Origin of the sequence: Gemmobacter megaterium (genome assembly GCF_900156815.1) — a bacterium.
Classification (GTDB): Bacteria; Pseudomonadota; Alphaproteobacteria; order Rhodobacterales; family Rhodobacteraceae; genus Wagnerdoeblera; species Wagnerdoeblera megaterium.
In genome coordinates, this window is sequence record NZ_FTOT01000002.1 from 360,647 (window position 1) to 377,699 (window position 17,053).

At 64.3% G+C, this 17,053-nt stretch carries 19 protein-coding genes; 11 read left to right on the plus strand and 8 right to left on the minus strand.

Features of this window, described 5'->3' with window-relative positions:
* Nucleotides 1-18: 18 nt before the first annotated feature.
* The 4 genes from BW970_RS06235 to BW970_RS06250 all read left to right on the plus strand — a co-directional run bounded on the left by BW970_RS06235 (nucleotide 19) and on the right by BW970_RS06250 (nucleotide 2,629).
* Nucleotides 19-228 (plus strand): twin transmembrane helix small protein, encoded by a 210-nt coding sequence (locus BW970_RS06235; protein ID WP_076530165.1) that lies wholly within the window; start codon nucleotides 19-21, stop codon nucleotides 226-228.
* Nucleotides 228-800: a cob(I)yrinic acid a,c-diamide adenosyltransferase gene (locus tag BW970_RS06240; protein ID WP_076529549.1), complete on the plus strand. Its 573-nt coding sequence runs from the start codon at nucleotides 228-230 to the stop codon at nucleotides 798-800. Before BW970_RS06235 ends, BW970_RS06240 begins: the two co-directional genes overlap by 1 nt.
* A gap of 156 nt (nucleotides 801-956) precedes the next feature.
* A complete protein-coding gene (locus tag BW970_RS06245; RefSeq protein ID WP_076529550.1) occupies nucleotides 957-1,718 on the plus strand; it encodes an electron transfer flavoprotein subunit beta/FixA family protein in 762 nt (253 codons plus the stop codon).
* Nucleotides 1,718-2,629, plus strand: coding sequence for an electron transfer flavoprotein subunit alpha/FixB family protein (locus BW970_RS06250; RefSeq protein ID WP_076529551.1), 912 nt, complete (start codon nucleotides 1,718-1,720; stop codon nucleotides 2,627-2,629). The genes BW970_RS06245 and BW970_RS06250 overlap by 1 nt, the downstream gene beginning before the upstream one ends.
* Before the next feature lie 15 nt (nucleotides 2,630-2,644).
* Here the strand turns inward: BW970_RS06250 and BW970_RS06255 are convergent, their stop codons facing one another.
* Nucleotides 2,645-3,490 carry a DUF6473 family protein gene (locus tag BW970_RS06255; protein WP_076529552.1) on the minus strand — a complete coding sequence of 282 codons (846 nt, stop codon included), beginning with the start codon at nucleotides 3,488-3,490 and terminating at the stop codon, nucleotides 2,645-2,647.
* Nucleotides 3,491-3,644: 154 nt separating this feature from the next.
* Between BW970_RS06255 and BW970_RS06260 the strand changes: the two genes are divergently transcribed.
* Both BW970_RS06260 and aroA read left to right on the plus strand, forming a co-directional pair.
* Complete coding sequence (locus BW970_RS06260) at nucleotides 3,645-4,520, plus strand: 3-hydroxybutyryl-CoA dehydrogenase (protein ID WP_076529553.1); 876 nt, start codon at nucleotides 3,645-3,647, stop codon at nucleotides 4,518-4,520.
* 70 nt (nucleotides 4,521-4,590) lie between these two features.
* Nucleotides 4,591-5,943 (plus strand): 3-phosphoshikimate 1-carboxyvinyltransferase, encoded by a 1,353-nt coding sequence (gene aroA, locus BW970_RS06265; RefSeq protein ID WP_076529554.1) that lies wholly within the window; start codon nucleotides 4,591-4,593, stop codon nucleotides 5,941-5,943.
* Nucleotides 5,944-6,052: 109 nt separating this feature from the next.
* Here the strand turns inward: aroA and BW970_RS06270 are convergent, their stop codons facing one another.
* Nucleotides 6,053-7,183: an S-(hydroxymethyl)glutathione dehydrogenase/class III alcohol dehydrogenase gene (locus BW970_RS06270; protein ID WP_076529555.1), complete on the minus strand. Its 1,131-nt coding sequence runs from the start codon at nucleotides 7,181-7,183 to the stop codon at nucleotides 6,053-6,055.
* Nucleotides 7,184-7,321: 138 nt separating this feature from the next.
* Between BW970_RS06270 and BW970_RS06275 the strand changes: the two genes are divergently transcribed.
* The gene (locus tag BW970_RS06275; protein WP_076529556.1) at nucleotides 7,322-7,591 is read left to right on the plus strand and encodes an I78 family peptidase inhibitor; all 270 of its coding nucleotides are present in this window, start codon (nucleotides 7,322-7,324) and stop codon (nucleotides 7,589-7,591) included.
* Nucleotides 7,592-7,673: 82 nt separating this feature from the next.
* On the opposite strand, the gene BW970_RS06280 is transcribed toward BW970_RS06275, so the two are convergent.
* From BW970_RS06280 to rnr, 3 genes are all read right to left on the minus strand, one after another.
* Nucleotides 7,674-8,114: a c-type cytochrome gene (locus tag BW970_RS06280; protein WP_076529557.1), complete on the minus strand. Its 441-nt coding sequence runs from the start codon at nucleotides 8,112-8,114 to the stop codon at nucleotides 7,674-7,676.
* 106 nt (nucleotides 8,115-8,220) lie between these two features.
* Entirely contained in the window at nucleotides 8,221-9,474 is a 1,254-nt protein-coding gene (locus BW970_RS06285) for a lytic murein transglycosylase (RefSeq protein ID WP_076529558.1), read from the minus strand.
* 85 nt (nucleotides 9,475-9,559) lie between these two features.
* A complete protein-coding gene (gene rnr, locus BW970_RS06290; protein ID WP_076529559.1) occupies nucleotides 9,560-11,836 on the minus strand; it encodes a ribonuclease R in 2,277 nt (758 codons plus the stop codon).
* A 119-nt stretch (nucleotides 11,837-11,955) separates the two neighbouring features.
* On the opposite strand from rnr, the gene BW970_RS20295 reads away from it, so the two are divergent.
* On the plus strand, nucleotides 11,956-12,234 hold the full coding sequence (locus tag BW970_RS20295; RefSeq protein WP_083701153.1) for a hypothetical protein: 279 nt from the start codon (nucleotides 11,956-11,958) through the stop codon (nucleotides 12,232-12,234).
* Nucleotides 12,235-12,267: 33 nt separating this feature from the next.
* On the plus strand, nucleotides 12,268-12,783 hold the full coding sequence (locus BW970_RS20300) for a hypothetical protein (RefSeq protein WP_083701154.1): 516 nt from the start codon (nucleotides 12,268-12,270) through the stop codon (nucleotides 12,781-12,783).
* Nucleotide 12,784: 1 nt separating this feature from the next.
* Here the strand turns inward: BW970_RS20300 and grxD are convergent, their stop codons facing one another.
* From grxD to BW970_RS06310, 3 genes are all read right to left on the minus strand, one after another.
* On the minus strand, nucleotides 12,785-13,144 hold the full coding sequence (grxD, locus tag BW970_RS06300) for a Grx4 family monothiol glutaredoxin (protein ID WP_144038890.1): 360 nt from the start codon (nucleotides 13,142-13,144) through the stop codon (nucleotides 12,785-12,787).
* A 117-nt stretch (nucleotides 13,145-13,261) separates the two neighbouring features.
* Nucleotides 13,262-13,495, minus strand: coding sequence for a BolA/IbaG family iron-sulfur metabolism protein (locus BW970_RS06305; RefSeq protein WP_076529561.1), 234 nt, complete (start codon nucleotides 13,493-13,495; stop codon nucleotides 13,262-13,264).
* Nucleotides 13,496-13,631: 136 nt separating this feature from the next.
* Nucleotides 13,632-14,864 (minus strand): argininosuccinate synthase, encoded by a 1,233-nt coding sequence (locus BW970_RS06310; RefSeq protein WP_076529562.1) that lies wholly within the window; start codon nucleotides 14,862-14,864, stop codon nucleotides 13,632-13,634.
* Between the two features lie 148 nt (nucleotides 14,865-15,012).
* On the opposite strand from BW970_RS06310, the gene BW970_RS06315 reads away from it, so the two are divergent.
* Nucleotides 15,013-15,765, plus strand: coding sequence for a hypothetical protein (locus BW970_RS06315; protein ID WP_076529563.1), 753 nt, complete (start codon nucleotides 15,013-15,015; stop codon nucleotides 15,763-15,765).
* A gap of 38 nt (nucleotides 15,766-15,803) precedes the next feature.
* Nucleotides 15,804-17,051, plus strand: coding sequence for a threonine ammonia-lyase IlvA (ilvA, locus tag BW970_RS06320; RefSeq protein WP_076530167.1), 1,248 nt, complete (start codon nucleotides 15,804-15,806; stop codon nucleotides 17,049-17,051).
* Nucleotides 17,052-17,053 lie beyond the last annotated feature (2 nt).

The following is a 17,053-nucleotide window of genomic DNA, read 5'->3' on the forward strand; positions in this document are numbered from 1 at the left end:
AGCAAGGAACATGCCATGCTGTTGAACGATCCGATGTTCTACCTTGTCGCAGGTTCCAGCCTTGCGGTACTGGTTGTGCTGATGCTGGGCCTGGGCAGCTTTGCCAAAGGTGGCGATTTCAACCGCCGCAATGCCAACCGCTTCATGCGGTGGCGCATTATCGCTCAGGCAATCGCGGTCGCCCTGATCGTGGGCTTTGCCTTCATTCGACACACCTGGGGGAACTGATGGTCGTCCTGTCCAAGATCTATACGCGCACCGGCGATACGGGCGAAACCGCGCTTGTCGATGGAACCCGCGTGCCCAAGCACTCGGCCCGTGTGAACGCCTATGGCACGGTGGACGAAACCAATGCCACCGTTGGCCTGGCGCGGTTGCACGCCACCGGCGACATGGCCGACGCCCTTGCGCGCATCTCGAACGACCTGTTCGATCTGGGCGCCGATCTGGGCCGCCCCGCGATGGAGAAGGATGCCGAGGCGGGCTATACCGTGCTGCGGATGCTCCCGAGCCAGGTGGCCAGACTGGAAGCAGAGATCGACACGATGAACGCGCGCCTGACGCCGCTGCGCAGCTTCATCCTGCCCGGCGGCAGCCCGCTGTCCGCGCAGTTGCACCTGTGTCGCACCGTCTGTCGCCGCGCAGAGCGGTTGTCGGTGGAACTGGCCGCCGCTGAATCGGTCAACCCCGATGCGGTGAAATATCTCAACCGCTTGTCGGACTGGTTCTTCGTTGCCGGGCGTATCGCCAACAATGATGGGGCCGATGATGTGTTGTGGGTGCCCGGCCTCACCCGCTGAGATATGACGAGAGCGCAATTTCATATGCAGAAAACGCGGCGTCGCAGCACACATGTGAACGATTTTTGTCTGTTTTTGCATCTGCAGAAGGGCTAACACCCTGTCAGACTCAGGGCGCGGCCCCAAAGCCGCGACAACAAAGGGAGAGCTTTGCCGATGAAGGTTCTGGTCCCGGTGAAACGGGTGATCGACTATAACGTGAAGGTCCGTGTAAAGGCGGATGGTTCGGGCGTCGATCTTGCGAACGTCAAGATGTCGATGAATCCCTTCGACGAGATCGCGGTAGAAGAGGCGATCCGCCTGCGCGAAAAGGGTGTCGCGACAGAGATCGTCGTGGTGTCGATCGGTGTGAAACAGGCGCAGGAAACCCTGCGGACCGCACTGGCCATGGGCGCAGACCGCGCCATCCTGATCGAAGCCTCGTCCGACGTGCACACCGATATCGAGCCGCTGGCCGTGGCCAAGCTGCTGGCTGCCGTAGTCAAGGACGAAGCCCCCGGCCTGGTGATCGCCGGCAAGCAGGCGATCGACAACGACATGAACGCCACCGGGCAGATGCTGGCGGCCCTGCTGGGTTGGGGTCAGGCGACCTTTGCCAGCGAAATCACCGTCGATGGCGATGCCGCCACCGTGACGCGCGAGGTTGACGGCGGGTTGCAGACCATCAAGGTCAAGCTGCCTGCCATCGTCACCGCCGACCTGCGTCTGAACGAGCCGCGCTATGCAAGCCTGCCGAACATCATGAAGGCGAAGAAGAAGCCGCTCGAAGAAAAGACCGCCGCCGATTACGGCGTCGATGTCACCCCGCGCCTGACCGTGGTGAAGACCGCCGAGCCGGCAGGCCGCAAGGCTGGCGTCAAGGTTGGTTCGGTGGACGAGCTGATTGCGAAACTGAAAGACGAAGCGGGGGTGATCTGATGGCTGTTCTCCTTCTGGCCGATGTGAACAACGGGCAGCTTGCCACCGATGCGGTTGCCAAGACGTTGACGGCGGCGAAATCGCTGGGCGACGTGTCGGTTCTGGTCGTCGGTCCTGCCACCGCCGCCGCCGAAGCCGCCAAGCTGGATGGCGTGGCCAAGGTGCTTCATGCCGAGGATGCGGGCCATGGCCTGGCAGAGCCTGTGGCCGATCTGATCGTGTCCCTGGCAGGCGATTACAGCCACATCGCCGCCGCATCGACCGCGTTCTCCAAGAACGTGCTGCCGCGCGTCGCCGCGCTGCTGGACGTGATGGTCCTGTCGGATGTCACCGCCGTGATCGACGCCGACACGTTCGAGCGCCCGATCTATGCAGGCAACGCGATCCAGACCGTGAAATCCGGCGACGCGACCAAGGTGTTCACCGTGCGCACCGCCGCCTTCTCGGCCGCTGGTCAGGGTGGCTCGGCCGCGGTTGAAACCGTTGGCGCCAAGGCATCGGACCTGTCGTCCTGGGTCGAGGACAAGGTGGCCGCCAGCGACCGCCCCGACCTGACCTCTGCCAAGATCGTGGTTTCGGGCGGTCGTGGTGTCGGCTCGGAAGAAAACTTCGCCATGATCGAGAAACTGGCCGACAAGCTGGGCGCCGCCGTTGGGGCAAGCCGCGCAGCGGTCGACTCGGGCTATGCACCGAACGACTGGCAGGTGGGCCAGACCGGCAAGGTCGTGGCACCGCAACTGTACATCGCAGTCGGCATCTCGGGCGCGATCCAGCATCTGGCCGGGATGAAGGACAGCAAGATCATCGTTGCCATCAACAAGGACGAAGAGGCGCCGATCTTCCAGGTCGCCGATTACGGCCTTGTCGGCGACCTGTTCACGCTGCTGCCGGAACTGACCGAAAAGCTCTGATCCACGCGGATCGGTCTACAGGGCGCCCTTCGGGGCGCCCTGTTGCCTTGCAAGCCAGGGCACCAGCGCCTGCGCGACACGCCGATGCGCCGCAGGTCCGGGCAGCGCGCGCGCGGCCACCTCTTCCATCGGCCCGAATTCCATACCTTCGGTATCCCCGATGAACTCGGGCAAGGCCACTTCGACCAACCCCAGAACGCGGGGGCGCACGGCCTGCACCATCATCCGGTCCACCAGCAACGGCGCTCCGGGCGTAAGCTGTAGTCGTTCTCCCGGCAAGGGCGGCCCGCGCTCTCCCAACCACAGCAGCAAGGTGCCGGGCCCCAACGCCTCCAGAAGCTCGGTCATACGGCCCAGCCACGCGTCGCCCAGCACCTTGGCAACCTCGGCAAAGCGCTGCGCGCCTCGCGCGGCCAAGGCGCGGATCATGTGGCGGGTAAAGGCAAAATCCATGAAATCGACATCGGGGAACATCCGTTGCAGGCGCGGGCTGGCGCAAAGGAAGCGATCATTCCGACGCGGATGCACGGTGTACAGCGGGTTCGACAGGTTGACCGCACCGGGCACCTGGAGAATGCGCATCTCTGCCGCCTTGGCCATGCGCAACAGATCGGGTTCATTCAGCCAGGCATCGGGCCCGGCATGGGGCACGCCCAGGTTCAGCACCATGCGCCCTGTCGCGCGCTCCAGTTGCTGCGGCCACGGCGCGGCGACAAAGCGGCCATATGTCTCTTCGCCTCCGATCGCCACGGCATAGGGGGCTCTTGCAGCCCGCCACGGTCCCCGGAAGACAAGCCGCGACTGGCCATACCGGCATGGAAAATAATCGAGCGCCCCGGCGCCCGGCATTTCATATGTCATTCTACCCACCCTAGTGCAGTCACCCGACCCCAGAATGCCCGTTCAAGGTTACCTTCTGCCTAAGGTTTCGAATTGCACCGATTTTCCACGGCCCCTTGCACCTGCCCTGCCCGCCCGCATAAGGTCGATCCGGGTTCTTGATGGAGTGGCTGGCATGGATATCCGCACGGTCGGGGTGATTGGCGCAGGGCAGATGGGCAATGGCATCGCCCATGTGTTCGCGCAGGCGGGCTATGATGTGCTGCTGACCGACATCAGCCAACAGGCGCTGGACGACGCCGTGGCGCTGATCGACAAGAACATCGAGCGTCAGGTCAGTCGCGGCAAGACCACTGCGGAAGACAAGGCCGCCGCCATGGCCCGTATCCGCACCACGCTGAAGCTGGCCGATCTTGGCCCCACCGACCTGGTGATCGAGGCTGCGACCGAACGCGAAACGGTGAAGAACGCCATCTTCGAGGATCTTCAACCTCATCTGGCGCCCCATACGATCCTGACGTCGAACACCTCGTCGATTTCCATTACACGACTTGCTGCACGCACCGACCGCCCCGAAAAGTTCATGGGCTTTCACTTCATGAACCCGGTGCCGGTGATGCAACTGGTCGAGCTGATCCGGGGCATCGCAACGGACGAACAGACCTACAAGACGATGCTCAAGGTCGTCGAAAGCCTTGGCAAAACTGCCGCCAGCGCCGAGGATTTCCCCGCCTTCATCGTCAACCGCGTGCTGATCCCCATGATCAACGAAGCGGTCTATGCGCTTTACGAAGGTGTCGGCAATGTCCGCTCCATCGACCAGTCGTTGAAGCTGGGCGCGAATCATCCGATGGGGCCGCTGGAATTGGCGGACTTCATCGGGCTCGATACCTGTCTTGCCATCATGAACGTGCTGCACGACGGGCTGGCCGATACCAAATACCGCCCCTGCCCGCTGCTGACGAAATATGTCGAGGCGGGCTGGCTGGGGCGCAAGACCAAGCGCGGCTTCTACGACTATCGCGGGCCTGAACCCGTGCCCACCCGCTAAGCGCAGGATGGACCCGCAAGGGTCCATCAGCTATGCCAGCGGCGAGGGAATTTCAGCCGCAGGAAATGCCATGTCCGCCCATGCCGACCCCATTCCGATGACCGCCCGCGCCTCGGCCCCGCTCCGGGGCGTGGCTGAAGTGCCGGGCGACAAGTCGATCAGCCACCGCGCGCTGATTCTGGGGGCCATGGCGGTAGGGCAGACCCATGTGACCGGCCTGCTCGAAGGGCAGGATGTGCTGGACACCGCAAAAGCCATGCGCGCCTTTGGCGCGACCGTGACCCGCCTGGGACAGGGCGAATGGACGGTGCAGGGCGTGGGCGTCGGCGGCTTTGCCGAACCGGCCGATGTCATCGACTGCGGCAATTCCGGCACAGGCGTGCGACTGATCATGGGCGCGATGGCGACATCGGCGATCAGCACGACCTTCACCGGCGATGCCTCGTTGCGCAAACGCCCGATGGGCCGGGTTACACAGCCGCTGTCCCTGTTCGGAACCCAGTCCTATGGCCGTCAGGGGGGCCGCCTGCCGATGACGGTGATCGGCGCCGCCGACCCGGTTCCCGTGCGCTACACGGTGCCGGTCCCTTCGGCGCAGGTAAAATCGGCGGTCCTGCTTGCCGGGCTCAACGCCCCCGGCGAAACCGTGGTCATCGAAAAGGAAGCCACCCGCGACCATTCAGAACGGATGCTCGCAGGCTTTGGCGCCGCCATCCATGTGGAAACCGCCGCCGAAGGGCGCATCATCACCCTGACGGGCCAACCGGAGTTGCGCCCGCAGACGGTGGCGGTGCCGCGCGATCCGTCCTCCGCCGCCTTTCCGGTCTGTGCCGCGCTGATCGTGCCGGGGTCGGACATCCTCGTCCCCGGCGTCTCGCGCAATCCGACGCGCGACGGGCTGTTCGTGACATTGCTGGAAATGGGCGCCGATATCACCTACGAAAACCCGCGCGAAGAAGGAGGCGAGCCGGTGGCCGACCTGCGCGTCCGCTTCAGCGGTGATCTGACAGGGGTGGAAACACCCGAGGACCGCGCCGCCAGCATGATCGACGAGTTTCCCATCCTGTCGGTCGTGGCCGCCTGTGCCAGCGGCATCACCACCATGCGCGGCGTCAAGGAACTCCGGGTCAAGGAATCCGACCGCATCGACGCCATGGCACGAGGTCTGGAGGCGTGCGGCGTGCGGATCGAGGAAGACGAGGATACCCTTGTGGTTCACGGTATGGGCCAGGGCAATGTCCCCGGCGGCGCCACCTGCGCCACCCATCTCGATCACCGGATCGCCATGAGCTTTCTCGTGCTCGGCCTTGCCAGCAAGGCGCCGGTCTCGATCGACGATGGCGCGCCCATTGCGACCTCTTTTCCGGTGTTCGAGCCGCTGATGAAACAGCTTGGCGCCTCTATCGAACGCACACATGGCTGACCACCTCTCGCGCCTGAGCCGGAGGGACCGGGGACCTGCGCCGCCAACCGGGGGCAGCCCAGCCGCCTGAACCAGGATCAAGGGCGGGGGTATCCCCGCCCTTTCGCATTCAATACAGGATCACCGACCGGATGGATTTGCCTTCATGCATCAGGTCGAAGGCATGGTTGATCTCCTCCAGCGGCATGGTGTGGGTGATCATCGGGTCGATCTCGATCTTGCCATTCATGTACCAGTCCACGAACTTCGGCACATCGGTCCGCCCCTTGGCGCCGCCAAAGGCCGTGCCTTTCCACACCCGGCCCGTCACAAGCTGGAACGGACGGGTCGAGATTTCCGCCCCCGCAGGCGCGACACCGATGATCACCGACACACCCCAGCCGCGGTGCGAACATTCCAGCGCGTCGCGCATCACCTTCACATTGCCGGTAGCGTCAAAGGAATAGTCCACGCCGCCAATCTGATCGTCGCCCTTTTTGGTCAGGTTGACGATATGCTGCACGACCGAGCCGTCGATCTTTGACGGATTGACGAAATGGGTCATCCCGAACTTGCGGGCCATCTCTTCCTTGTCGTCGTTCAGATCGACCCCGATGATCATGTCGGCGCCCGCCATCCGCAGGCCCTGGATCACGTTCAACCCGATTCCGCCCAGCCCGAAGACCGCCGCAGTCGCGCCGATTTCGACCCCGGCGGTATTGATCACCGCACCGATGCCGGTCGTGACGCCGCAGCCGATATAGCAAATCTTGTCAAAGGGCGCGTCCTCGCGCACCTTGGCCAGCGCGATTTCCGGCAGCACCGTGTGGTTCGCAAAGGTCGAACAGCCCATGTAGTGATAGATCGGTGTGCCATCCAGCATCGAGAACCGCGTGGTGCCATCGGGCATCAGGCCCTGGCCTTGGGTATTGCGGATTGCGGTGCACAGGTTGGTCTTGCCCGACCGGCAGGACGGACACTGGCGGCATTCGGGGGTGTAAAGCGGGATGACATGGTCGCCCGGCTTCAGCGTGGTCACGCCCTCGCCCACCTCGATCACGACGCCTGCGCCCTCGTGGCCAAGAATGCAGGGAAACAGCCCCTCGGGATCGTCCCCCGACCGGGTGAATTCGTCGGTATGGCATACGCCCGTCGCCTTCACCTCGATCAGCACCTCGCCCTTTTTCGGGCCATCGAGATTGACCTCCATGATTTCCAACGGCTTGCCTGCGGCAAGGGCAACGGCGGCACGGGTGCGCATGGGACTCTCCTGTTCGTTTGCGTCAGGCTGGATCGGATCGGGCGCCGATGCAACCGGCGCGCACGGAATCTTGTGCAGCTTTGTCTTGCATTTCAATCAGATCCCGTCACGCTCTGCCACCTTGAAGAAAGGACAGCCATGCGCCTGTTTCCGATTTCCCTGGTGATTGCGCCACTGTTGGCCGCCTGCATGGCGGACCAGCCCGCCACCGTCCCGGCCAACGATTGTCGCGCAGGCAGCTATGCCGATCTGATCGGCGCGCCGCTCAATGCCTTCAACGCCGATCAGGCGGCGGGGCCAGTGCGCATCCTGCCCCCCGGCGCCGCGATGACGATGGATCATAACCCGAGCCGGCTGAACATCCATCACGATTCCGGCAAGCGGATCACACAGATAACCTGCGGCTAGCCACCCCGGCACGGCGCAGCGCCATCACGCGCCCATCCACCAGCAAAAGACCGCAGGGCACCGGGTGCCCTGCGGCTAGCGGTCATTTCTTGACGCGATAGACCTCGTGGCAGGATTGGCAGCTTCCGCCGATCGCGCCCATCCCGGCCTTGAGCCCGTCCAGCGAGGCCACATCGACCGCCTCGGCCGCCGTCACCAACGCCTCGGCTCTGGTGGTGAAACCTGCATAATCTTCCCAGATCTTCGGGCTGCCTTCCGACACCGGATCATCTTCGTTGGCCTGGAACTTCACCACGATTTCGGCGGCTGCCGCCGCAAGGGCCGTCTTGGCCGCCGTGGCCGCCGCCGGATCGAAAGCCTCTTTTCCACTGGCCATGTTGCCAAGGGTCCCGGTGTTCACGCGAATGGTCTGCATCAGATCCATCCGCTCCTTGACGACGGGGTTGGTCACGCCGTCTTTGGCCGCAGCGGCACCGGCTGCGGCGATCAGGCACAGGGCAACAGTCTTGGACAGGAATTTCATTGGCTTGCTCTCCATGGCTTGCAATGATGGTGCGGGCACGTAAGGGCCAAGACTAACGACGCCCCGGCCTGTCGGCCAAGTGACATGATCACGGCTCACGCATATGTCAGCGCAGCTTTTTCAGCAGCGCTTCGTTGACATATCCATCGGGGGCCGCGCCCTGTGCCATCTGCCAGGCGCGAACCGCCTCCATCGTGCCAGAGCCGGTCACACCGTCGATTTCGCCCTGATAATAGCCCATATCGGCCAGACGGCGCTGAATCTCCTTGCGCTCGGCCTCGGTCAACGGGCGATCAGAGCGTGGCCATCCCTTGACCAGCCCGCCACGCCCGGCCAGATGGTCGGACAACAGGCCCACCCCCATCACATAGCTGTCGGCATTGTTGTACCGGCTGATGACGCGGAAGTTGTCAAAGATCATCAGCGCCGGTCCATTGGCACCGGCGGGCATCAGAATGGAGGCGGTGCCATGGTCGGCAATGCGCCCGCCGCGCACGGCCTGCACGCCCTGTGCCTGCCATTGCGAGGGCTGCTTCTTGATGGATTTGCCCGCCTCCCGGAAGCCTGCGGGAACCGTGACCTCGACCGCCCAGGGCTGACCCGTCGTCCAGCCCATCCGCGCCAGATAGTTGGCCGCCGAGGCGAGGGCGTCGGTCGGATTGTCGGACCAGATATCGCGCTTGCCGTCGCCGGTGAAATCCACCGCATAGGACAGATAGCTGGTCGGCATGAACTGGGTGTGTCCCATGGCGCCCGCCCAACTGCCCATCATGCTGGCGGGGTCCACATCGCCCGCTTGAATGATCTTCAAGGCGGCAACCAGTTGCTCTTCAAAGAACGCACCCCGCCGCCCGTCATAGGCCAGCGTGGCGAGCGACGGGATGATCCCCTTGCGGCCCCGGTTCACGCCATAGCTGGTTTCCATGCCCCAGATGGCGGCCACCACCTCCTTGGGAACGCCATAGCGCGCCTCGATACGCGACAGCACCGCACCATGGTCGGCCAAGGCTTTGCGGCCATTGGCAAGGCGGGTGTCCGAAACCGCACTGTCGAGATATTCCCAGATCGGCCGGGCAAATTCCGCCTGCCGGCGGTCCAGGCGGATCACATCGGGGTCATAGGCAGCGACGCGCATCGCGCGGTCCACCACGGCAGGGGAAATCCCCTTGCCGACAGCGCGGGCGCGGAACCCTGCCGCCCAACGATCAAATCCGGCTGTCTGTTCTGCGCTGGCCACGGCTATCAGCGCAGGCGCCGCCGCAGGCCGCGCGGATGCGACATAGCGTTCCGATCCGGCACTGCCGCAGCCGATGGGCAGCAGCGCGAGGCCGATTGCGAATACCTTGGCGGTATGGGGCATGAGGGCACCTGTCGTTTCCGTTGTTGTCTGCTCTTTTGCGACAATCTAGCCGGAAACGCGCGGCCCGACTAGGGCCGCCCCAGGGTCAGCGCGGTTTGCGCGTGATCTTGCGAGACTTTGCGCCCGGCCGGTCGGAGGGGCGGTGGCTGCGCCCCTTGCCGCGCGAAAAGCTTTTGCGCGTGCGTGCCGCCCGGCCCGACGGCAGGCCCTTGTCTTCGACCGACAACAGCTCCAGCAACAGCCCCCCCGTTACCGGCACGGCCTCGGTCAAGCGCACCGTCACACGCAGGCCCACACCCAGGGTCAGGCCGGTATCGGCGCCCATCAATGTCTGGCTGTCCGGGTCATAGTGAAAGAACTCGCGCCCGATCTCGCGTATGGGGATCAGCCCATCGGCACCCGACTCGTCCAGCCGCACGAACAGCCCGAACCGCTGGACGCCGGAAATGCGACCCGTGAATTCGGCCCCCACCCGGTCCGACAGCCAGGACGCCAGATAGCGGTCTGTCGTGTCACGCTCCGCCGCCATGCTCCGCCGTTCCGTATCCGAGATCTGCTTGGCGGTTTCGGCCAGCACCTCGATATCGTCGCGGCTCAGGCCATCGTCGCCCCAGCCATGGCCCAGGATCAGGGCCCGATGCACGATAAGGTCGGAATATCTACGGATCGGGCTGGTGAAATGGGCGTAAGACCGCAGCGCAAGTCCGAAATGTCCAAGATTGCGGGGGTCGTAATAGGCCTGCGTCATCGACCGCAGCGTCGTCAGGTTCAGCAATTCGTCAAAGTCGCTGCCCTCGGCCTGCCGCAACAGATTGTTCAGATGCTGGGTCTTCAGCACCTGCCCCTTGGCCAGCACAAAGCCCGACGCCTCGGCCACCTCGCGCAACGCGTCGATCTTGTCGAGGCTGGGTTCTTCGTGCACCCGGTACAGCAGCGGGCGCTTCACCCGCTCCAGTTCCTCGGCGGCGGCCACATTGGCCAGCACCATGAATTCCTCGATCAGCTTGTGGGCATCATAGCGTTCCTTGAACGCGACCGAGACCACCTTACCCTCGTCCGACAGGATGATGCGGCGCTCTGGCAGATCCAGTTCCAGCGGCTGGCGCACGGCGCGCGCGCGTTTCAACGCGTCATAGGCGGCGTACAGCGGGCGCAGCACAGGCTCCAGCAGCGGTTCGGTCTGGGCATCGGGGCGCCCGTCAACGGCCGCCTGCACCGCCTCATAGGCCAGCGACGCTTGCGACCGCATCAAGCCACGGGTGAACCGATGCGAAATCTTGTTGCCCTGCGCGTCGATCCTCATGCAGACCGCCAGGCAGGCGCGGTCCACCCCCTGATGCAGGGAACACAGATCGCCCGACAGCCGGTCAGGCAGCATCGGCACCACACGATCAGGAAAATAGGTGGAATTGCCGCGCTTGCGCGCCTCGCGGTCCAGCAGCGAACCGGGGCGGACATAGTGCGCCACATCGGCAATCGCCACCCAGATCACATGCCCGCCGGGGTTGGTCTTGTCGGTATCGGCATGGGCCAGCACCGCATCGTCGCGGTCGCGCGCATCGGCCGGGTCGATGGTCACAAGCGGCAGATGGCGCAGATCCTCGCGGTCGCCCAAGGGTGCGGGTTCCTGGCGCTCAGCCTCCATCACCACGTCATCGGGGAAATCATCGGGGATCCCGTGCTGGTGAATGGCGATCAGCGACACGGCCCTTGGTGCGCCCGGATCGCCCAGCCGCGCAATGATGCGCGCGCGCGGCAGGCCCATGGATTCGCGCTTGCCGACCAGTTCCGCCTCGACCAGTTCGCCATCCCTGGCATTCTGGGTCGCATCGCGGCCCACCAGCCATTCCTTGGTTTCGCCCTTGTCGATGGGCAGGATGCGCCCGCCTTCGGTGGATTTGCGGAACAGGCCCAGAATACGCCGCGCGCCCTGGCCGATGCGGCGGATCAGCCGGGCGGTATGGCTATGCCCCTCGCCCTCGACCTTGGTCAGGCGCACCAGAATGCGGTCTCCGGCCCCAAGTGCCGGATCCTCCTTGGCGGTCATCACCAGGATGCGTGGCGCCTCGCCCTCGCCCTCCCATTCCAGCGCGGTTGCGAACAGATCGCCCTGGCGGTCCGGCCCTGTCACCTGCAACACCGCAACCGCCGGCAGCTCGCCCGGCGCGCCATAGCGCCGCGCCTTCTTTTCCAGCGCGCCCTCTGTTTCCATCGCCTTCAGCATCCGCTTCAGCTCGATCTTCAGCGGACCCTTGATGCCAAAGGCGCGGGCAATGTCGCGCTTGGCCGGGTCGCCGGGGTTCTGGGCGATCCAGTCAAGGATCTGCTGGCGGGACGGAAGCTGGGTCGCAGGTTTTTTCATAGGATCGCCCTAGCACGCGGCCCCTCGGGCGTCATGTGGAAAAGCCGCGCTGGCTGACGCGACGACACGGTTGCGCAGGCGCCCACGGCCACCACACTGCACCACGGGAGGACCGCGCCATGATCGAAGACCCAGTGGCAATTCCTGGCCCCGGCGGGGTGCTGGCAGGGCGGCTGATCACGCCGCCGACCGCCCCGGAGAAGGCCATCGTGCTGAATGCCGCCACAGCGGTTCCTGCCGCCTATTACGCCGGATTTGCCCGCTGGCTGGCCGAGGCGCAGCGCGCCGCCGTGCTGATCTGGGACTACCGCGATTTTGCCGCCTCGGGCGATCCGCGGCGTTCGCGGGCCACCATGGCGGATTGGGGCGTGCGGGATGCAGCGGCGGCACGGGGCTGACTGGCCACGCGGTTTCCCGGCCTGCCGCTATGGGTGATCGGCCATTCGCTGGGGGGGCTCGCCCTGCCCTTTCAGCCCGACCTGCACCGCGTGGACCGCGCGATTCTGGTCGCGGCCGGCCCGGTCCATCTGCGAGAACATCCCTGGCCGCTGCGCGCGGGCATCGCGGCAATGTGGCACCTGCACGGCCCGGTTCTGAACGCAACGCTGGGCTACTTTCCCGGCCGCCGTTTCCTGCTGGGCGCCGATGTCCCCGGCCCGGCCTTTCGCCAATGGCGCCGCTGGTGCACCCGGCCCGGTTCCTGCCTGGCCGACCCCGACATGCCGCCCCTGCAATCAGAGGCGTTGACCTGCCCGGTCACGCTGGTCAGCTTCACCGATGACGGCATGGTTCCAAGCACGGCGGTCTGGCGGTTGGGGGCCTGGATGCCAAAGGCGGCGGTGACCCGCCGCCTGATCGCGCCCGCCGATCATGGCGTGACCAGCATCGGGCATATCGCCGCCTTTGCAAATCGCAACCGCGCTGTCTGGCCGGCGCTGGTCGCCTAGGTCAGGCGTTGGCTTCGCGGATCTGGTCGGCCTTGGCCTTGTCATAGGCAATGCCCTTGGCATCGAACAGCTGATCCAGCTCGCCCGACAGGGTCATCTCGGTGATGATGTCGCAGCCGCCGACAAACTCGCCCTTCACATAGAGCTGCGGAATCGTCGGCCAGTCCGAGAAATCCTTGATGCCCTGACGGATATCCGCATCCGCGAGCACATTCACATCGGCATAGTCGATGCCCATGAAATTCAGGATGCCCGCCACGCGGCTGGAAAATCCGCATTGCGGCATCATCTTGGTGCCCTTCATGTAAAGCACCACATCGTTCGACTGGATCGTTTCGCGGATCTGGTCCTGCGCGCTCATCTGCTTTCCCTTCCGGCCTGTCCGCGCCATGCGGTGGCCCAATTTCCCAGGATCACGCCCGCCGCGCTGCCAGCACCAATCCGACAACCACCAGCACGGCCAGCACGATCCACAACATCACTCCGGCGCCTTGGTCGTCAGCGCCAGCGCGTGCAACTCGCCGTTCGCCCCATCCATCTTGCCCTTCAGCGCGGCATAGACGGCGCGCTGTTGCTGCACCCGGTTCATGCCGCGGAAACTCTCGTCGATGACTTCGGCGGCGAAATGCGCGCCATCATCCCCCTGGACGGTGATCTTCGCCTGCGGAAAGCTTTCGCGCAGAAGGTTTTCAATATCCTGGGCCTGTATCATGGGGTCGCTCCTTCGCACCTGTTGCCAATCTAGGCTGCGCAGGCGCGGCCTGCAAGCGGAGCGGTGGTCTGCCGACGCGGCACATCATGCGCAACTGGCGCGGAACCTATCCCCGCGCCAGCCGCCGGATGGAGGCTCAGCCCTTCTTGGCCACGCGGGCGTTGCGCGTGGCGATCAGCTTCAGCCGCAGCGCATTCAAGCGGATAAAGCCTTCGGCGTCCTTCTGGTTATAGGCACCGGCGTCTTCCTCAAAGGTCACATGCTTTTCGGAATACAGCGAATGCTCCGACCAACGCGCCACCGTCCGCACCGAACCCTTGTACAGCTTCAGCCGCACGGTGCCGGTGACATGTTCCTGCGTCTTGTCGATCAGCGCCTGCAGCGCCTCACGCTCGGGCGAGAACCAGAAACCGTTATAGATCAGTTCCGCATAGCGCGGCATGATGCTGTCTTTCAGGTGGCCCGCGCCCGCATCCAGCGTGATCTGCTCGATCCCGCGATGGGCCTCCAGCAGGATGGTGCCGCCGGGGGTTTCATACACGCCACGCGATTTCATGCCGACAAAGCGGTTTTCCACGAAATCCAGCAGGCCAACGCCATGGCGGGCGCCGATTTCGTTCAGTCGGGTCAGCAACATGGCAGGCGAAAGTGCCTCGCCGTTGATTGCCACAGCATCGCCGGTCTCGAAGGTCACTTCGATGAATTCGGGCGTATCCGGCGCATCCTCGACGGCAACGATGCGTTGCGCCACATAGTCGGGAGCCTCGACGCCGGGATCCTCCAGCACGGTGCCTTCGGACGAGGTGTGCAACAGGTTGGCATCGACCGAGAACGGCGCCTCGCCCCGCTTGTTCTTGGCGATCGGAATCTGGTTGGCCTCGGCAAATTCCAACAGCTTGGTACGGCTGGACAAATCCCATTCCCGCCAGGGAGCGATCACACGGATCGACGGATCCAGCGCCAGCGCCGACAGTTCGAACCGCACCTGATCGTTGCCCTTGCCGGTCGCACCATGGGCCACCGCGTCGGCGCCGTGCTTTTGCGCCAGCGCCACCAGATGCTGCGAAATCAGCGGCCGCGCGATCGAGGTGCCCAGCAGATACAGCCCCTCGTACACCGCATTGGCGCGGAACATCGGGAATACGAAGTCGCGCACGAATTCCTCGCGCACGTCGACGATATGGATGTTCTCTTCCTTGATGCCCAGCATCAGCGCCTTCTGGCGCGCGGGCTCCAGCTCTTCGCCCTGGCCAAGGTCGGCGGTGAAGGTGATGACTTCGCAACCGTATTCGGTTTGCAGCCACTTGAGGATGATCGAGGTATCGAGGCCGCCGGAATAGGCAAGCACGACTTTCTTGGGCGCGGACATGGGGCAGCTCCGTCAAGGGAAAACCGCGCAGGGTCTAGTCGCTTTTCGCCGGGGCGGCAAGGGTGCGCTGGACGGGCACGCCACGCTTGACGCCCTACAGGGGCGATCACTATCGACGCGATCATATCAAGATGTTGGAAGGCGGGACATGGGCTGGCGGATTTTCATCCATTCATTGCGACAGGTTTTTGGCAATCTCGAAGGCGCGCTGAGGGTCTCGGCAGTGCTGACGCTGTTGCAGGCGCTGATCACGCTGTCCGCAACCCAGATGCCGGTTCCCGACAGCACCGGGCCCGGCATCGGACCGAGTGTCGTATCGACACTGGCCAGTCTTGTGAACGCCTTTCTCGGGATCTGGCTTATGGTCGGCTGGCACCGCTACATCCTGCTGAACGAACGACCGGGGCTGGTGCCGACGATGCGAAGGGACCGGATTCTGGGCTATTTCGGCAAGGCAATGCTGACCGTTCTGATCGCAGTAACCCCGTTCTTTGTTCTTGTAGTGGTCCTGAATGCTGCGGGCCTTACCTTTTTCAGAATGCGGCCGAACGACGGCAATCTCCTCTCCGCTCTGCCGACATTGTTGATCATGCTGCCATTTGCTGTCGTGTTCACCCGGCTGGCGACCGTTCTGCCTGGCGCGGCGCTAAAGGCCGGTGTGCCGCTTTTCACCGGCTGGGCGGCAACACGCGGACACACCGAGGCCATTTTCATCGTGGTCTTCCTGTCGATGCTGGGTTCTCTGGTCCTGACGCTCGTATCCGGGTATCTGTTCGAGGATCCGCTCAGCCTGTTGGCACAGCTTGCCATGGTGCCCGTCAACTGGGTTGAAACCATGGTAAGCGCGTCGATCCTGACCACGCTTTACGGCCACTACGTGGAACGCCGCGCGCTTTTGTGATCTTGCGTGGCGGGACAGCTTGGGTCATGGATTTTGGCATGACCCAGTTCGCCCCCGCTGTCCAAGCCGCCGCCCTTGCCCTGCGCGATCTGTTCGGGCCAACGCCGCTGCAACGCAACGATCACCTGTCGGCCCGCTTCGGTGCCGACATCTGGCTCAAGCGCGAGGATCTGACCCCGGTGCGCAGCTACAAGCTGCGCGGCGCGTTCAACGCCATGCGCAAACTGCGGGCAACCCAGCCCGATCAGCGCCAGTTCGTATGTGCCAGCGCAGGCAACCACGCGCAGGGCATGGCCTATGCCTGCCGCCATTTCGGGGTGCGCGGCACGATCTTCATGCCAGTCACGACGCCGCAGCAGAAGATCGACAAGACCCGCACCTTCGGCGACGGCGCCGTGGAAATCGTGCTGACGGGCGACTACTTCGATCAGACCCTTGCAGCGGCCAAGGCGTTTTGCGCCCGGCAGGGGGCGCATTTCCTTGCGCCGTTCGATGATGCAGATGTCATCGAGGGCCAGGCGACTGTTGCCGTCGAAATGCTGGAGCAACTGGGCCGGGCCCCGGACATGGTGGTGATTCCGGTCGGTGGCGGGGGGCTGGCCGCTGGTGTCACCCGCTATCTCTCGGCGACGGCACCGGGCATCGACTACCGCTTTGTCGAACCGCTGGGCGGCACCAGCCTGGCCGCCGCATTGGCCGAGGACGGCCCCGTCACCCTGGCCCGCATCAACAGCTTTGTCGATGGCGCTGCCGTCGCCCGGCTGGGGGATCTGCCGTTTGACGCCTTGCGCGGGACAGATCCGGCGCATGTGCTGGCCGCGCCGGAGGACCGCATCTGCATCACCATGCTGGAGATGCTGAACGTCGAGGGGATCGTTCTGGAGCCCGCCGGTGCCCTGTCGATAGATGCGCTGCCCGATCTGGCAGACCAGATCCGTGGCAAGACCGTGGTCTGCATCACCTCGGGCGGCAACTTCGATTTCGAGCGCCTGCCCGAAGTCAAGGAACGCGCCATGCGCTTTGCCGGAAAGAAGAAATATTTCCTGCTGCGGATGCCGCAACGCCCCGGCGCCCTGCGCGAGTTCCTGACCATGCTGGGCCCGGACGACGACATTGCGCGCTTTGAATATCTGAAGAAATCGGCGCGCAATTTCGGATCGGTGCTGATCGGGATAGAGACCTCGCGCCCCGAAAACTTTACAACGCTGCTTGCCCGCCTCGATGCCGCCGCCTTTGTCTGGCGCGACATCACCGGGGATGAGACGCTTGCCGAATTCCTGATCTGAAC

Bases quoted from the DNA above. Each gene is read 5' to 3' on its own strand.
- aroA (WP_076529554.1), top strand. From the start codon at position 4,591: ATGTCCGCCCATGCCGACCCCATTCCGATGACCGCCCGCGCCTCGGCC.
- ilvA (WP_076530167.1), top strand. From the start codon at position 15,804: ATGACCCAGTTCGCCCCCGCTGTCCAAGCCGCCGCCCTTGCCCTGCGC.
- BW970_RS06280 (WP_076529557.1), bottom strand. From the start codon at position 8,114: ATGAAATTCCTGTCCAAGACTGTTGCCCTGTGCCTGATCGCCGCAGCC.
- BW970_RS06260 (WP_076529553.1), top strand. From the start codon at position 3,645: ATGGATATCCGCACGGTCGGGGTGATTGGCGCAGGGCAGATGGGCAAT.
- BW970_RS06270 (WP_076529555.1), bottom strand. From the start codon at position 7,183: ATGCGCACCCGTGCCGCCGTTGCCCTTGCCGCAGGCAAGCCGTTGGAA.
- BW970_RS06250 (WP_076529551.1), top strand. From the start codon at position 1,718: ATGGCTGTTCTCCTTCTGGCCGATGTGAACAACGGGCAGCTTGCCACC.
- BW970_RS06275 (WP_076529556.1), top strand. From the start codon at position 7,322: ATGCGCCTGTTTCCGATTTCCCTGGTGATTGCGCCACTGTTGGCCGCC.
- BW970_RS06315 (WP_076529563.1), top strand. From the start codon at position 15,013: ATGGGCTGGCGGATTTTCATCCATTCATTGCGACAGGTTTTTGGCAAT.
- BW970_RS06255 (WP_076529552.1), bottom strand. From the start codon at position 3,490: ATGACATATGAAATGCCGGGCGCCGGGGCGCTCGATTATTTTCCATGC.
- rnr (WP_076529559.1), bottom strand. From the start codon at position 11,836: ATGAAAAAACCTGCGACCCAGCTTCCGTCCCGCCAGCAGATCCTTGAC.
- BW970_RS06240 (WP_076529549.1), top strand. From the start codon at position 228: ATGGTCGTCCTGTCCAAGATCTATACGCGCACCGGCGATACGGGCGAA.
- grxD (WP_144038890.1), bottom strand. From the start codon at position 13,144: ATGAGCGCGCAGGACCAGATCCGCGAAACGATCCAGTCGAACGATGTG.
- BW970_RS06310 (WP_076529562.1), bottom strand. From the start codon at position 14,864: ATGTCCGCGCCCAAGAAAGTCGTGCTTGCCTATTCCGGCGGCCTCGAT.
- BW970_RS06305 (WP_076529561.1), bottom strand. From the start codon at position 13,495: ATGATACAGGCCCAGGATATTGAAAACCTTCTGCGCGAAAGCTTTCCG.
- BW970_RS06285 (WP_076529558.1), bottom strand. From the start codon at position 9,474: ATGCCCCATACCGCCAAGGTATTCGCAATCGGCCTCGCGCTGCTGCCC.
- BW970_RS06245 (WP_076529550.1), top strand. From the start codon at position 957: ATGAAGGTTCTGGTCCCGGTGAAACGGGTGATCGACTATAACGTGAAG.
- BW970_RS20295 (WP_083701153.1), top strand. From the start codon at position 11,956: ATGATCGAAGACCCAGTGGCAATTCCTGGCCCCGGCGGGGTGCTGGCA.